At 38.7% G+C, this 16,068-nt stretch carries 14 protein-coding genes; 10 read left to right on the top strand and 4 right to left on the bottom strand.

Annotated elements, in window-relative coordinates; genetic code table 11:
- Window positions 1-42: 42 nt before the first annotated feature.
- Window positions 43-1,017 (bottom strand): COX15/CtaA family protein, encoded by a 975-nt coding sequence (locus ACM03V_RS16690; protein WP_414621919.1) that lies wholly within the window; start codon window positions 1,015-1,017, stop codon window positions 43-45.
- 442 nt (window positions 1,018-1,459) lie between these two features.
- Between ACM03V_RS16690 and ACM03V_RS16685 the strand changes: the two genes are divergently transcribed.
- The 3 genes from ACM03V_RS16685 (at window position 1,460) to ACM03V_RS16675 (ending at window position 5,191) form a co-directional block, all read left to right on the top strand.
- On the top strand, window positions 1,460-2,476 hold the full coding sequence (locus ACM03V_RS16685) for a cytochrome c oxidase subunit II (protein ID WP_414621918.1): 1,017 nt from the start codon (window positions 1,460-1,462) through the stop codon (window positions 2,474-2,476).
- Between the two features lie 102 nt (window positions 2,477-2,578).
- Window positions 2,579-4,312, top strand: a complete 1,734-nt coding sequence (gene ctaD / locus ACM03V_RS16680) for a cytochrome c oxidase subunit I (RefSeq protein ID WP_414621917.1) — start codon at window positions 2,579-2,581, stop codon at window positions 4,310-4,312.
- Between the two features lie 255 nt (window positions 4,313-4,567).
- Entirely contained in the window at window positions 4,568-5,191 is a 624-nt protein-coding gene (locus tag ACM03V_RS16675) for a cytochrome c oxidase subunit 3 (protein ID WP_414621916.1), read from the top strand.
- A 201-nt stretch (window positions 5,192-5,392) separates the two neighbouring features.
- Here the strand turns inward: ACM03V_RS16675 and ACM03V_RS16670 are convergent, their stop codons facing one another.
- Window positions 5,393-5,929, bottom strand: coding sequence for a peptidoglycan-binding domain-containing protein (locus tag ACM03V_RS16670; RefSeq protein WP_414621915.1), 537 nt, complete (start codon window positions 5,927-5,929; stop codon window positions 5,393-5,395).
- A 213-nt stretch (window positions 5,930-6,142) separates the two neighbouring features.
- Between ACM03V_RS16670 and ACM03V_RS16665 the strand changes: the two genes are divergently transcribed.
- The 3 genes from ACM03V_RS16665 (at window position 6,143) to mutT (ending at window position 7,767) form a co-directional block, all read left to right on the top strand.
- The gene (locus ACM03V_RS16665; RefSeq protein ID WP_414621914.1) at window positions 6,143-6,463 is read left to right on the top strand and encodes a hypothetical protein; all 321 of its coding nucleotides are present in this window, start codon (window positions 6,143-6,145) and stop codon (window positions 6,461-6,463) included.
- Window positions 6,464-6,548: 85 nt separating this feature from the next.
- Window positions 6,549-7,097: a GIY-YIG nuclease family protein gene (locus ACM03V_RS16660; RefSeq protein WP_414621913.1), complete on the top strand. Its 549-nt coding sequence runs from the start codon at window positions 6,549-6,551 to the stop codon at window positions 7,095-7,097.
- A gap of 232 nt (window positions 7,098-7,329) precedes the next feature.
- Window positions 7,330-7,767 (top strand): 8-oxo-dGTP diphosphatase MutT, encoded by a 438-nt coding sequence (mutT, locus tag ACM03V_RS16655; RefSeq protein WP_414621912.1) that lies wholly within the window; start codon window positions 7,330-7,332, stop codon window positions 7,765-7,767.
- A gap of 46 nt (window positions 7,768-7,813) precedes the next feature.
- On the opposite strand, the gene ACM03V_RS16650 is transcribed toward mutT, so the two are convergent.
- Window positions 7,814-9,010 (bottom strand): histidine kinase, encoded by a 1,197-nt coding sequence (locus ACM03V_RS16650; protein ID WP_414621911.1) that lies wholly within the window; start codon window positions 9,008-9,010, stop codon window positions 7,814-7,816.
- Between the two features lie 146 nt (window positions 9,011-9,156).
- Here ACM03V_RS16650 and ACM03V_RS16645 point away from each other — a divergent pair, with 146 nt between their 5' ends.
- The 4 genes from ACM03V_RS16645 to lepB all read left to right on the top strand — a co-directional run bounded on the left by ACM03V_RS16645 (window position 9,157) and on the right by lepB (window position 15,335).
- Window positions 9,157-10,650, top strand: coding sequence for a hypothetical protein (locus ACM03V_RS16645; protein ID WP_414621910.1), 1,494 nt, complete (start codon window positions 9,157-9,159; stop codon window positions 10,648-10,650).
- 166 nt (window positions 10,651-10,816) lie between these two features.
- Window positions 10,817-12,229 (top strand): protein kinase domain-containing protein, encoded by a 1,413-nt coding sequence (locus tag ACM03V_RS16640; RefSeq protein ID WP_414621909.1) that lies wholly within the window; start codon window positions 10,817-10,819, stop codon window positions 12,227-12,229.
- Between the two features lie 581 nt (window positions 12,230-12,810).
- Window positions 12,811-14,493, top strand: coding sequence for a protein kinase domain-containing protein (locus ACM03V_RS16635; protein WP_414621908.1), 1,683 nt, complete (start codon window positions 12,811-12,813; stop codon window positions 14,491-14,493).
- Between the two features lie 272 nt (window positions 14,494-14,765).
- Window positions 14,766-15,335 (top strand): signal peptidase I, encoded by a 570-nt coding sequence (lepB, locus tag ACM03V_RS16630; protein ID WP_414621907.1) that lies wholly within the window; start codon window positions 14,766-14,768, stop codon window positions 15,333-15,335.
- A 144-nt stretch (window positions 15,336-15,479) separates the two neighbouring features.
- Here lepB and ACM03V_RS16625 read toward each other — a convergent pair whose 3' ends face one another.
- The gene (locus ACM03V_RS16625; RefSeq protein WP_414621906.1) at window positions 15,480-16,019 is read right to left on the bottom strand and encodes a helix-hairpin-helix domain-containing protein; all 540 of its coding nucleotides are present in this window, start codon (window positions 16,017-16,019) and stop codon (window positions 15,480-15,482) included.
- Window positions 16,020-16,068: the final 49 nt, after the last annotated feature.

Here is a 16,068-nt window from a genome sequence, read left to right as displayed (position 1 = left end):
TTAACAATTAACAACTAACAACTAACAACTAACCACTAACCACTAACAACTAACATCACTTGTAGCAGATGAATTCAACTCTTGGTTGTAACCGGAAATACTGCGGGTGTCCATCCAATCGCGGATTGCAAGTACTGTGAAAACAACTAATGCACCTAATAAGGAAGCTCCAATCAACTGATGTGTGACGGTTAGAGGTTCTACTTGTAGGTGTAAACGGAAGGTGGCAAATCCTAAAATAATCTGTAATATTAGTAACCCACCGGCAATATTTGCTAAGTTCCGTAAGGCTGGATGTAGTGCTGGGGTGCGCCATGACACAAATACTAAAGCTAATGTCGCGATAGTTGGCGGCAATAAACCGAAAATATGTGTATACATAACGGTACAAAGTTGATTCCCTCCAAAGCATTGATGTACAGCCCAGCGCGAACCTACCAGGGCACCTAACAGACTTTGTAAATAAACTAAAACGCTAGCGATAAGGGATATTGCAGGTAACTTACCACCTTGTCCCGTTGCTTTGTAAGGTGTAAGTGCCGTACCAATAACCAGTAAAGTTATGAAGAAAAATAATGCCGTTCCCAAATGAGCGGTAACAATATCAAACCGCAAAAGCTGAGTAACGGTAAGTCCTCCCAAAATACCTTGGAAAACAATTAAAAACAGCGCAAACGTAGAAGCCCAAGGCAGCCATTTGGGTAACGAACGACGATTCCACCAAGATGTTCCTACTAAAAATATGGCACTAAACCCAATTAGTGACGCATCCAGTCTGTGAAACCATTCTAGGAAAACTTGGAAATTCATTTGTTTAGTCGGCACAAGTTCCCCATAGCAAAGCGGCCAATCTGGACAAGCAAGTCCAGCATTCATCACGCGGGTAGCGCTACCGATCGCCATCAAAATCAAAGTAGCGATCGCCATTTTCCACACGAGACGACGAATTTTATCTTTTTGGGATTGTTGCTGTGTTGTCGCAACTCCCGACTGTTGTTCTAAAACAAATTGGCTCATCAACTGTACCTTCTCTTATGCCCGAAAATTCGAGCTATAACATTTTCATCTCTTGAATCGCGTATCAACTCATCTCCACCCTAGCGCAAACACGAAGATTGGAAATAACCCTTTACTTATACTCTGGATCGGGAATCAAAAATGTAGCCCAAAGCTTTAGAGATTTTTTAGGTTGTGATGAATTGGTAATTGGGGATGGGTAGAGGGGGTAGAGGGGGGAGAGAGGGAGATGGGGAGATGGGGAGATGGGGGGACAAGGAGGCAAGGAGACAAGGAGAAAAAGATAATTATTTACTCGTAACCACTAACAACTAACCACTAACAACTAGCATAAAAAATAATAAAGATTTTTACTTGTTACACTCAATGCTAATTGCCTACACTAACTTAGTATGTGGGTAGTTCTTAAATAATCTAGTAAATCCGTTAACTGTTATTAACCGTGAATATTCCAAGTACAATTTGGACGTTATTAGTTGGTATCGTGCTGACAGCAGCCAGTTTTTGGCTCGGTCAAAATCATGGTCTATTGCCTACTGCCGCTTCGGATGAAGCTTTTTTGGTGGATGGCTTGTTCAATACGATGATGACCGTTTCTGTGGGTATATTTCTCATCGTTGAAGGAGTTTTGATTTTTAGTGCCATCAAGTATCGTCGCCGTAAGGGAGATGATACTGATGCTGAGCCGATTCATGGCAATGTGCCGTTAGAAATTCTTTGGACGGCAATTCCCGCTATCATTGTTTTAGGTATTTCTGTTTATAGCTTTGATGTATACAACGAGATAGGTGGGTTTGGATCTCATGCGGTTCATGAATCTCCTATAGCTCCACAAGCAACATCAATGCCTGGGGCAGCTATTGCAGCAACTTTGGATGATGCTTCTGATGTTAGAAATATCGACCAACTTCCCGATACAGAAAACGCTCCCGGTACGGGTATAGTTTCTCCTAGTTTGGGCGCTACTCCTGAAAATCAAGGGACGCAACCCGATTTAGTTGTGAAGGTAACTGGTTTGCAGTATGCTTTCCTATTTAACTATCCCGAAAGTGGCGTAATGACTGGTGAATTACACGTTCCCATTGGTAAAGAAGTTTACCTTGATATGACAGCAAACGATGTAATTCACGCTTTCTGGGTACCGGAATTTCGCCTTAAGCAAGATTTAATTCCAGGTAGACAAACAGAACTTCGCTTTACGCCCCAAGTCGCAGGCGATTATAAGTTGATTTGTGCCGAACTTTGCGGCCCTTATCATGGTGCAATGAATGCAACTGTTGTTGTTCAAACACCAGAAGATTTTGATAATTGGATCAAAGAACAGCAAGTTGCAAGCAAAGAAACGTTTAATCAGGCAGTTGCTGTTAACCCCGCAGAACAATCAGCGGATGAATTTCTTGCTCACTATACCAGTGAGATGGGAATATCTTCAGAAATGTTACATCAAATTCACAATTAGTTTTGTAGAGGCGAGGCGTATTGCTACGTCTTTAAGCAAGTTAGGAATTAGAAGTTATTGAAACGACTAATAACTAACAATTAACAACTAACAACAATTTTTATGACACAAGCACAGATGGAACAAACCAACCATACGGCTGATGCTTCACATAATCGGCAGAGAAAATGGTGGGAGTATTTTACTTTTAATACCGACCATAAAGTGATTGGGATTCAGTACCTAGTTACTACATTCATTTTTTACTGTATCGGCGGTGTAATGGCGGATTTAGTTCGCACTGAATTACGGACTCCTGCTTCGGACTTTGTAACTCCCGAAATTTACAATAGTTTGTTTACGCTGCACGCTACAATCATGATTTTTCTGTGGATTGTGCCAGCGGGTGCGGGTTTTGCTAATTATCTGATTCCCTTGATGATTGGGGCTGAAGATATGGCTTTTCCTAAATTAAATGCCCTCGCTTTCTGGATGGTTCCTCCTTCTGGCATATTGCTAATTAGCAGTTTGCTAGTTGGCGATGCACCAGATGCCGGTTGGACTTCTTACCCTCCATTGAGTTTAGTTACCGGGCAGGTGGGTGAGGCGATTTGGATTGGTAGTATCCTGCTGCTGGGTACCTCATCAATTTTGGGTGCCATCAATTTTCTGGTAACTTTGTTGAAAATGCGTGCCCCAGGTATCGGTTTTCATCAATTACCATTATTCTGCTGGGCAATGTTGGCTACCTCGGCACTGGTTTTAATTTCAACTCCAGTGTTAGCAGGCGCACTAATTCTACTTTCTTTTGACTTAATTGCTGGAACCGCATTTTTCAACCCAACTGGCGGTGGTAATCCAGTAGTTTACCAGCATATGTTCTGGTTTTACTCGCACCCTGCGGTTTACATCATGATTTTGCCTTTCTTCGGGGTAATCTCTGAAGTAATTCCGACTCATTCGCGCAAACCGATTTTTGGTTATAAGGCGATCGCCTATTCTTCTTTAGCAATCAGCTTTTTGGGTTTGATTGTTTGGGCGCACCATATGTTTACCAGCGGTATTCCTGGTTGGTTGCGGATGTTCTTCATGATTACCACTATGGTGATTGCCGTACCTACTGGTATTAAAATATTTAGCTGGTTGGCTACAATGTGGGGTGGAAAAATCCGTCTCAACAGCGCGATGCTTTTTGCAATGGGCTTTTTAGGTATCTTTGTGATTGGCGGTATCAGTGGCGTAATGTTGGCTGCGGTGCCTTTTGATATCCACGTCCACGATACATATTTTGTCGTTGCACACTTGCACTACGTGTTATTCGGCGGTTCGGTTTTAGGAATTTTTGCCGGTTATTACCACTGGTTCCCCAAAATTACCGGACGATTGGTTAATGAAACCTTGGGTAGAATTCATTTTGCCCTAACAATTGTCGGTATGAACATGACCTTCTTACCGATGCACCAATTGGGTTTGATGGGTATGAATCGCCGTATCGCCATGTATGACCCCAAATTTGCTGCCATTAACGAATTTTGTACCTACGGTTCATACATTTTGGCAGTATCCACATTACCCTTCATCATCAACGTGCTTTGGAGTTGGAGGGCTGGGAAAAAAGCCAATAATAATCCTTGGGATTCCTTGACATTGGAATGGATGACCACTTCACCACCAGCAATAGAAAACTTTGAGTCACATCCGTTCTTACTTATCGGACCTTACGAATACGGAACCGAAAGAGCGAAACAAGTTGTAGGCTTATCACATACCGACGATCCCTTCGGTAATGCCAAATCTCCAGCACCAAAAACCAGCGATCCAGATGAATCGTATCCGGCGATCGCGGCTGAAGCGTGATAAAGCTAGTTAATTAATGCAAAAACCTCATCCCGTCCCCTCTCCTTAGTAAGCTACGGTGTACACACATCTCGCCTCTATCCCCCTAAATCCCCCGCTAAATTGGGGGACTTTAACTCCGATTCCCCCCTTTTTAAGGGTTAGGGGGGATCGAAACGTTATGAAACCCCCCTTTTATTTGTGTGTATACTGTAGCCTCACTAAGGGAGAGGGGTGAGGTTTCAAAATAAATCCCTCTTAATCAATTAAAAATTTATGCAAAGTTCAGCAATCGATCCAGCAAAAACAGAACAAAATCACCATCGTGCAGATACCGTAGAAGCACAACACGCGGAACATCCAGACCATCGTCTGTTTGGATTAGTTGTATTTCTTGTTGCTGAAGGAATGATTTTCTTGGGTATGTTCGGTGCATACTTTGCTTTCCGCTCTACCTTAACCGAATGGCCCCCCGCAGGTACACCAGAGTTAGAATTATTGCTCCCCGGTATCAACACAATAATTCTAATTTCTAGTAGTTTTGTAATCCACAATGCCGATTCCGCGATTAAAAAGAACAACGTGCGGGGAATGCAAATGTGGTTTGCTATCACCGCTGTGATGGGAATTATCTTTTTGTGCGGTCAAATTTACGAATACAAGCATCTAGAATTCGGTTTAACAACCAATTTATTTGCTAGTGCATTTTACGTGTTGACAGGTTTCCACGGATTGCACGTTACCGTCGGAGTTTTAGCAATATTAGCCGTATTGTGGCGATCGCGCAAACAGAATCACTACAGCGACCAACATCATTTCGGTATCGAAGCTGCTGAATTATATTGGCACTTTGTTGACGTGATTTGGATTGTGCTTTTTGGGATTCTGTATCTGCTTTAAGTATTTTTTTTACTTCAAATATTTCATAAAAACCCCCAACGTTGGGGGTTTTTTTATTCTTTATTTCAAGGGTTCGTAGTAGCGCTTCAGCGCATCTTATCGGAGGCGCTGAAGCGCTACTACGAACATTTTATTTATTATCAATGGTGGCTCACTTCATATAAAACCTTACCTAACCAAGAGCAGTAAATATCCGTAAAATTAACAGAAAACTGTTTGAATCTTACTAATCTCAAACCAAGTGCGATCGCCAACAATTCCATCAACAGGTAAACTATTGTTTTGTTGCAGATTTCTGATAGCTACTTCTGTTTGCGAACCAAAAATTCCATCAACTTTACTAGCATGGTTATTCATCGTAAGTCCACCACTGTAGTAATTGCCAGTAAATAGACGATCTTGCATTTGCTTCACCAATTCTCCGGTGCTGCCTTTTTTCAATATAGGCATATCAACAGGAGTGCCCTTATAAAGCGATCGCCAAGTTTTATTACCAACAATTCCATCTTGAACTAGAAACATTTTGTGTTGAAACAGTTTTACAGCTTTTTCTGTTTCAGAACCAAATACACCATCAATTGCCTCAGCGCCAGCAGGGAAAGCGCAAGCTCCATCATTATAAAGGTATACATACATACCGTAGTCTAAAAGTAGCTTTTGCAATTCTTTGACAGTTTCAGCTGTAGAACCTACTTTAAGTACTGGCTTGTTGAGTTGATTGCTTGTAGTAGTTGTCATAATCTTGACTCCGTTTTGTGTTTACTAAGCAATTCATCAACAAAGAGCAATAAGATTACGAAAAGATTCTGGTACCCAGGAGGGTACTATTTTTAATGATCACAAATTATTTAAGGCGTATATCTTGTTAAGCTTTATTATTTTTAGCTGCAAAAACTTTCTTTAACGTACTTATCAGTCGTAAAATTCTATAGGTACAAGATTATCTGTGATATGGCTTTAAAAATTATTCAAAATTTTGATAGTAATTTCACTCTAGAACCACAAGCTAAAGCAACTTTATTTGAACTGTTAACAAACGAAAGCTTTTTAAAACAGGTTTGTCAGCAGTCAAAATGCGAACAAGTAGAATTTACAGAATTATTATTTCAGCCAGTTCCTTACAGCAGCACTACACCAAAAGGAATGCCAGCGGAATTTGAGAAATATCATCAATCTGAAGAGTACGCAATTCTAAACGTACCTCCTAATTTTATGTTCAAAGCCAAGATTTTTAAACCAAGTCGGCTATGTGCAATTTACAAGAAAACTTGATAGTTGATAGTGGTTAGTTGTTAGTTGTGAATAATGAACTGCTAACTCTAACTGATAACTGCTCACTGCTCACTGTTCACTGAAAATGACTACAGAAACGAATATTCCCAAATTAACAAGTTTAGAATTTATTCCCTATATCAACGATAGCGGTGAATTACCCGAACAATATCAGGGAAAAATTGGAGTTTACGCAATTTTTGATCGAGATAAAAATCTGCAATTTGTAGGTTATTCTCGCGATGTTTTCCTTAGCCTCAGACAGCATTTAGTACGACAACCGGAATATTGCTACTGGGTAAAAGTAGAAACTATTAAACGTCCCAGTCGTAAAATTTTAGAAGAAATCGAACAAGCCTGGATTGGTGATAATGGTAGCGTACCCGTAGGAAATGGAGAAAATAAAGAGAAATGGGTTTCTCCAATTGATGCTAAAGCTTTGATTACTCCTGAAGAACAAGCTAATTATGATAGTCCAGTCATTGATGAAATGGCGAAGATGAAAATTATCAAAAATGTAGCCAGAAGAGTTGAAGCGGAAATATTGAAACAGTTAGAAGCGCGAGGTTTGCAAATGCAGGTTAGGTTTAATCCCAAGTTGAAGGAAGAAGGTTTGCTGGATTTGAAATCTTAAATACTCTGGGAAACCTAACCCCTAACCCCTTCCCTGCCAGGGAAGGGGAACAGAAGAAAAAGCGAAGGCTTTTAAAGCCTCTCTCCTTGCAGAAGAGAGGTTACAGAGAGGTAAAATTTGTATTTTATATCTAGCGGTTTTCACGGTAACATTTTCATTTTTAAAATATTAAGTTAGATATAGAAACTGTAAAGTAAATTTTTTGAACCTTTTACCAAAACAATATAAAATTATGAATCAAAATATTTCTTCGCTACCTCATAAAGTTATCGGTGTGGCTGTAATTTGGAATGATAAAGAGCAAATTTTAATTGATCGCCGTCGTCAGGAAGGAGCAATGGGGGGTTTATGGGAGTTTCCTGGGGGCAAAATAGAACCAGGTGAAACTGTTAAAGAATGTATTAAAAGAGAAATTGATGAAGAGTTAGCAATAGATATCGAAATCGGCGAGCATCTGATAACTATCGATCATTCTTATACCGATTTACGAGTCACTCTCACCGTACATGAATGTCGGCATCTTAAAAGAGTTCCTCAACCATTAGAATGCGATGAAATCCGCTGGGTAAACATAGAACAACTAGAACAATTTGACTTCCCTGCTGCAAACTTCCAAATTATTAAAGCCCTACAGCAGAAAGTAGTCAACTGCAAACAGTTAACAACTTAAACAATAATTTCTAACTGCTCACTGCTCACTGCTCACTGTTAACTGATTAACTCGGATATACTGGCAGTATAAAGTGAAACCAAGCTCCTCCGGTAGGTGCGGTATCTACCCAGATTTGACCGTAATGAGCTTGAACAATTTTTTGACATAAGCTTAAGCCTATACCGTAACCGTCCTTTGCTTCATCTCGTTCCAGACGAAAGCGATTTTCAAAAATGCGATCGCGATTTTCTTCGGGAATACCCAAACCGCTATCGCCGATGCTAAATTGTACTTTTTGACTGGTACGATGCAAACCGGAAATAATAATTTTACCTTGGGGCGGAGTATATTTAATGGCGTTGTCTAAAAGGTTTTTCACTACTTGCCGGATACGTTCGGGATCTGCGTAAACATATGGTAAGTCTTGCGGAATATCTGTTTCTATTTTGAGAGATTTTGCTTTATAAGATTCGCGTAATTCTTCGAGTACTTCCAGAAAAATATCAGCCAATGCTATTTTTTGAGGTGATATGGGAATTTTTGTATCATTACCGCGCCCTACCTGTAAAAGATCGGTAATCATTTTTTCAATTACCTTTGTTTGACTCCGGGCATGATTAAGTACATTAGCAGTTAATGATGGTGTTAATCGCCTGAATTGACCATTTTCACTGTTGAAATTATTTTTCAAAGTATCGATGGCGATAATTGCTGCTGTGAGGGGGTTGCGGAGGTCATGTACTAACATCCCGATGACACGATCTTTAAATTGCAACTGTTCTTGAAGCTGCTGTTTTTCTTGGTTTAAACGAAAAACTTCATCGGTAAGCTCGATAATTTCTGAAGAAATTGCCAGCGAATTAAGCGGAATTTGAGATTTCTTAATGTACCCATCGGGGTCATTTTTTACAGCTTGTTTAAAGTTTTGCTGTATTTGCAGATAGGATTCTACACTAGTTTGCCATCTAGACCACCAAGTTTTTAACTGAGCAACTATATTGCTACCGGCTAAAACCTGTCGGGGTTCTGGATGAATCCGAATTAATGCTGGTGTTGCCACCAATCTAAAATGTTCGGCTAAATGGGGTTGTTTACCTACATCAACAACTTGAAGGTCAAAATCATATTCAAGCTGCAATTCTTTGAGATAAGAGCGAATTTGCTGTATTTGTAATCGGGACTTGGGACGTTCATCCACAAACAGCAATAGTTGTAATGGGGCTTCTGAATTAATAAGTTGTTGTCCCTGAGAAGCTTGCATCAAATATTGTTTCAACACTGGTCATTAACCGTTATAACTTTCTCTGAAAGTAAAATGGACTGACGGATGCTCTTAAAGCAGTCCTTTTTAATTCTATTTTAGTTGTTTTTAGACTTTAGGCTTTAATTTTTTATTGGACTTTTAACATGAAATACACCTTTTTTAGTTTTTTGCTTCCTTTTTGTTTGCTAGCTAATTTTGAACAAGCTTTTGCGGCTGAAGCTGAGTCACAATCTTCTCCAGATAGTAGTCAGAAGTCAAGCCAAGTAGAAAGCTTTGATGCTGTTTCCGAAAAGTTGGTTAATCGGCAAGTCAACTTAATTTATCGGATTCAAAAAGCGCTATCGAATCCCGATCCTAATAAAATGCGAGCCGTGGGAGGACAATTAATTACCCATACTATAGTCGTAGAAAGTTTTCTTAAACGTCAATACCCAAAACCCCAAGCTTTATGCAATCAAAATCCAAGTGAAAACGCTTCTGTTGGTTTTATAGCTCCTTTGAGTCCATCCTCTTCAAAAATTTACTGTTCGTTGTATAATTCCAGCCGAGAATTATCAAAATTGACTCCAATTTTAGATAGACTTTTATCTCGACGTGGAGAATTAGCTATTGTAAGGGAATTACCTTTAGTTAGCGGAGAAAAACAATCCGATTTAGTGCTTCCCATGTCTCCCGTAAGCCGACCAAATCTGGGAAAACTGGCAACTCCTCATGCTATTTTAGAACCTTCCGTAGAAAGTAATGCTTCACTAATTATTGGAAAGAGAAAAAAGAGAGCCATTGTTAATTATGTTCCACCAGTTCAACCAGCAATTAAACCACCATCTGAAGCAATAAAAATTTTAAAAAATGCAGAACAGCTTTTAGCAGCAGCAATATCTGTATTTCCTGATCAAAATAATGTTCAAAATTTGAAAAAGATTGAAGCAAAATTTGACCATTTAGTTTACGATGTTGACCTCCAAGAAAAGCAAACTTATCGAAAATTGCTATTAATGCCTAACACGGGTATTTTTCGCGTATTGCCACATCAAGCTTATCTTCGTCCCTTGAATACAGTAGAGAATCGCTCCCAAAAAAATGTTCTCGATCGCTATCCCTTCCCAGTTTTGGGTAAACCTAAAGGTAAGTTTACGCCTAATCTACCACTTCAAATAGTAAATGGAAAGTTTCAGCTTCTGTCCCAGGGTGTAGATTATAGCTTTATGGCAGATATTGGAGATATACCTTTAGAAAATTTGGATAGTAACTTACGAACTGTAGATACACAGGAGCGAAATATTTTAGTTAACTATCAGCCTCCTAGTAAATTAGGTGAGCTACTTACAGAAAAGCGAAAAATTATTACCGGCAAACATCAAAACTTAAATGTCGATGCCAAATTAAATAATACTTACTTAGTGCGTAATTTGCAGTTTCAGCTACCAGAAATTATTGCTAAAAATCAAATTATTTCAAGAAAACAACGCCGCTACATAGATCAATTATTGCAAATGCAAAGCAGCGATGTAATTGTTGCTTTTAGACCTGTACGTCGTCATTCTGATGGTAGTTATACTGTAACTTGGCGAATGTTGCAGGAATTAAAAGATCCGCAAATTGAAGATTTAGAAGATTATCTTAAGTTTCAAAAATAGGGAATTGGGCATAGGGCATGAGGCAGTGGAGATAGAATCTTAATTGATAACTTATAACTTCTAACTGCTCACTGTTCCCTGTTGTTACCTATTAAGCCAAAAATAGCGGTAAAATACTGGTAATTTATATTACTAAAGATTCTATCTTTACTGCTGAAAGATAAAAATGTTGTTAAATAACCGCTATGAAATTATTCGGACTTTGGGAAGTGGTGGATTTGGTAATACTTTCTTAGCGGAAGATACTCAAATGCCTTCTCAACGTCGCTGTGTAATCAAGCAGCTTAAACCAATTGAGAATAATCTCCAGATTTACCAACTGGTGCAGGAAAGATTTGCACGAGAAGGAGCAATTTTAGAAGAATTAGGAGGAGTCAGCGAACAGATTCCGACTTTATATGCTTATTTTTGTTTAGAAGATCAATTTTATTTGGTTCAAGAATGGGTTGAAGGTGATACTTTAACAGCGAAACTTCAGCAGCAGGGTTTATTTAATGAAAGCAGCGTTAAGGAAATACTATCAAATCTCTTACCAGTTTTAAATTTCGTACATAGCAAGCGGATTGTTCACCGGGATATCAAACCAGATAATATTATTTTACGAAATAGCGACGCTAAACCCGTGCTGATCGATTTTGGAGCAGTGCGGGAAACAATGGCAACGGTAGTAAATTCTCAAGGAAGTCTCACTCGTTCGATTATAATTGGCACACCCGGTTATATGCCGAGCGAACAAGCTGCGGGTAGAGCGGTTTATTCAAGCGATTTATACAGTTTGGGATTAACGATGATTTATCTTTTGACTGGAAAATCACCGCAACAATTAGAAACTGACTCGCAAACTGGGGAAATTGTCTGGGAATCTGAAGCTGGAAATGTCAGCGCTTCATTAAAGACAGTAATTAATAGAGCGATCGCATTTCATCCACGAGAACGATTTTCTACTGCTTTGGAAATGTTAGAAGCTTTGCAAACAGCTACTCCTTTTCCAGCTACCGTACCTTTTCAACGCCAAGCTGCTACTTATAACCAACCGACACAAAGTTTATCTCAACAAAACACTAAATTTCAGGAGAATAAATCCAGTAAGCAGTTAGGAATCTTATCTCAAAGTATAGTTATTGGTAGCGTAATTGGAGTATTTGCTATTGGTGGATTATGGTTATTAATTCCCAGGAATATCACACCCCAGCCGGAAATTAAAGCTGTTACAGAACCCGAACCTCCAGTTATTAAAGAACCCGAACCTCAAATTACTACAGAACCCGAACCTCAAACTATAGTCAAACCAGTGGAAAATGATTTTTCTTGGCTGTCTTCAAGGAGGGTAACAGATGCAGATTTAGATCCCTTCGATGGTAAGGGTTTAGATATAATGAGAAATTCTATTTTTGCTCGTTACGGAAGACGTTTCAACAATCAAGATTTACAACAGTATTTCGATGGACAATCTTGGTATACCCCTAGATATTCACCTCAAGATTTTCCAATTAAATTACTTTCAAAACTCGAAATGCAAAATGCACAATTTATTGATAAATATCAAGATAGAACGGGTAAAAGATTTGTGAAAAAATGATTTAATTGGGAATAGGAGATGGGGTGATGGGGAAAAGATGGAACTAAATTTGTTACTAACTTCTAACTCCTAACTATTTTCTCTTACTTACTCCCGAATTAAAAAAGCTACAACCTGCCAATGAGGCGGAACAACCAAATCTGCAAAACTAAGATCGCGTTCAAATTTATGTTCGCGTTTTATTTATCGCAAGCATAAAATATTTCCTTGATGATTTAACTCTAAATAAGGACTATCAATTACTATGACGTTACCTGTTTGATTAGTTAGTTATAAATATTGAACTAAAAAAATATATTGGCTTTTTTATACAAAATAACAATTAAATAACTTCAGAAAGCCGCGTCTAATTTATACCAATATTTGATTAAAATCAAAGTTTTTATCTGATACAATTTGCCCATAGTTTTTGTAAATTCGCACTATTGTAAGGGGATTTTCAATCGGAAAACAGTTAGATTGTCTTATAGCTATAGTTCCGTCGCATCATAAATCCCAACCAAACTTGTGGTACATACAAGATTTAGGAGTAAAATATATGACTGTGTTCCTTTTGGCTTACTAGCGTTAATTTTATACAAATGCTGCTTAACAACCGCTATCGGATTGTTCAGACTTTAGGAGGTGGCGGATTTGGAAAAACTTTCCTAGCAGAGGATACCCAAATGCCTTCTCGCCGCCTTTGTGTAATTAAACAACTACGACCAATTCAAGACAATCAACAGGTTTACCAATTAGTAAGGGAGCGATTTGGACGCGAAGCAGCAATTTTAGAAGAACTGGGTGATGGTAGTTCTCAGATTCCCAGACTATATGCTTATTTTAGCGAGAATGGGCAATTTTACTTAGTGCAAGAGTATATTGAGGCAAAAACTCTTACACAAATGCTTCAAGAGCAAGGCTTGATGGATGAAAATTCTGTCAAACACATTTTAATTAGTATTTTGCCAGTTTTAGACTACATCCATTCCAAAGGTATTGTTCATCGAGATATCAAGCCAGAGAATATTTTAATTGATATTAATGCTCAACCCATACTCATAGACTTTGGTGCTGTCAAAGAAACTTTAGGAACCATTATGACTCCTTCAGGAAATGCAACAAAGTCAATAGTTATCGGTACGCCGGGATTTATGGCAACCGAGCAATCAGTTGGAAGACCGATGTTTGCCAGCGATATATATAGTTTAGGATTGACTGCAATTTATTTACTTACAGGGAAAATGCCGCAAGAGTTAATTACAGATCCTTACACTGGTAAAGTATTGTGGCGACAGTATGCACCATTACTCAAAGATAATTTCGCAGATATTTTAGACAGAGCAATTGGGTTTGATGCTAGAGAAAGATTTAAAACTGCCAGTCTTATGCTGCAAGCGTTGCAAACTGGGATTTTAAGTGTACCTTCGGTGGTTTCCCATACGGCTGCTTTTTCAGATACTATCGCTCCGGGAATAACCTTACCACCCCAAACTAATTTAAGTACAGTTTCCATTCCACCACCATCTTCAATTCAATATAGCGATCGCGGAAACGGTAAAGGAATTCTTCTTGGTAGTTTGATTGCAGGTAGTTTAATTGGTGCATCAATCATCGCTGGTTTTGCTTTAAATAAGCAGTCTAAGCAACCTACAATAATTACCCAACGATCGCAACCAACTATTACGCCTAAGCCAACTCCAGAAATATTAAAAAAACCCCTAAATCAACCTCAAACTACACCAATACCAACCGTAACACCAATAATTAAACCGGAGTTTACTTTGCCACCAGCAACCTCACCCAATATAACTCCACAAGTCCAAACACCTATCCAACCACAAATTCCTCAAACAACTATTCCTGCTCCAAAATTGGAAATTCCTCCCCAGCCAACTCCCTTATCTCCTCCTGGAGACTTTATTGAGCCACAAATCGAACAACCAATTGAGCAACCATCGCCAATACAAACAGTAGAAAATTATTATTTAAACATCAACCAAGCTCAGTATAAAACAGCTTGGAATCAGCTATCTCAACAATTTAAAGACAACAAGCGTCTTCATCCTAATGGTTATTTTTCTTATTTGAGTTGGTGGAGAGGAAAAGTTAAAAATGTAAATATTCAGCAAATAAGTATTTTGGAAGCAAACACAAACACGGCAACAGTTGATGCTTCATTAAACTATTTGATGAAAAATGGTCGAATTATACCTAAATCAGTGCGTTTCTTTTTGGTATGGGATGCTCAAAATCGTAGATGGGTGGTGAAAGATGCCAATTGAGATATAGTTACATTTCTTCTTCAATCAATTTTTCAATGTATTTTTGGATAAGAGGCACAAGCAAAACTAAAAATACTCTTAAGTATTGCTTTATAATTACTAATGATTAAAAATGATTTAATATCTATATTTTGTGTAATATAAAGTCTGGTATTGCTAGTTTAATGTATAATACTTGTTCGCTACATAACGATTAATGCTCTGCTAAACCGTGATACCAGTGAAACTTTATATTAACTGTAAAATTGTTGTAATAATAGCTAAAAACCTAAATGAGTTCTCAGCAAACTGATGCAAATAACGATGCATCATCAAAAGCATGGCGTAGTTTACGAGAAAATCTAATTCTAATTACCATCGCTTTGGTATTAGCATTTTTGATTCGGACTTTCATTGCCGAACCTCGCTACATTCCCTCAGATTCGATGCTACCAAGTTTAGAAACAGGCGATCGATTAGTTGTTGAAAAAGTTTCCTACAAATTTAACTCTCCCAAATTTGGCGATATCGTAGTTTTCCAGCCACCACCAGAATTACAGCGCCGTGGATATTCTCAAGACCAAGCTTTTATTAAGCGCGTAATTGGTACTCCCGGAGACACACTAAAAATTAATGACGGAAAGGTTTATCTTAATGGGAATCTTTTGCAAGAAAATTATATAAAAGAACCACCCCTACAGCCTTTTCCACTGGTAGAAGTTCCTCAAAACCAATATTTTATGATGGGCGACAATCGTAACGATAGTAACGACTCTCGCTACTGGGGCTTTTTACCGAAAAAAAATATGATTGGTAAAGCAAGTTTTCGTTTTTGGCCACCGGATCGAATCGGTTCGATATGATGGTTAGGAGCCTTTTGGATTTTGGAAGCTAGGAGTGAGTAACAAGTAGCAAATAGTAAGTAGCGAGTAGGGAGTTTATTTCTCCTTGTCCCCTTGTCTCCCCATCTCCCCACCTCCCTATTCCCTGTTCCCTATTCCCCTTAATTAAAACTGCAAATAATACATTAATTGAGCGAGTGTTTCACCAGAAAGATTTAACCGCTTTTGGAAATCAACTATATTACGATAGGGACCTGACAAGCTACGATTATCTACTACCGCTTGCGCTAAGGAAGAACCAATAAAAGGTACTTTCAATAAACTTTCAATTGTTGCGGTATTAGGATTTACAACACAGGCAATAGCATCTACAGATTCGTTGTCATAGTAACCAAAAAGTAAAATTATTTCTAAAGGCTTTAGTCGCTGTGCCGGTAAACCCAGAGCCGCCGCAATATCTTCTACACAGTAAAATTTAACTCCAGTTTTAGCTAGCTCCACAAGAGTTCTAGCTTGATGTATAGACAAACCCGGTAAGCGCAGCCAGTCATCAACAGTAGCTTGATTCGCATCAATCCGAATCCCAAGTCTCACAGCGATCGCAATTTCTTCCCCCGATTTTAAACGGTAATAAGGGTCATTAAGCAACTTAGTTCGCAGTTTTTGCAATAAGGGGTTGATTCGAGGCCACCAGTTAGGATTCATGAGTAGATGAGGGGATGGGAAGATGAGGGGATGGGGAGATGGGGGGGAT

The organism is Calothrix sp. CCY 0018 (genome assembly GCF_963920925.1).
GTDB lineage: Bacteria > Cyanobacteriota > Cyanobacteriia > Cyanobacteriales > Nostocaceae > Rivularia.
The sequence above is the reverse complement of the archived record's forward strand: the minus strand, read 5'-3'. Positions and strand labels throughout refer to the sequence as shown.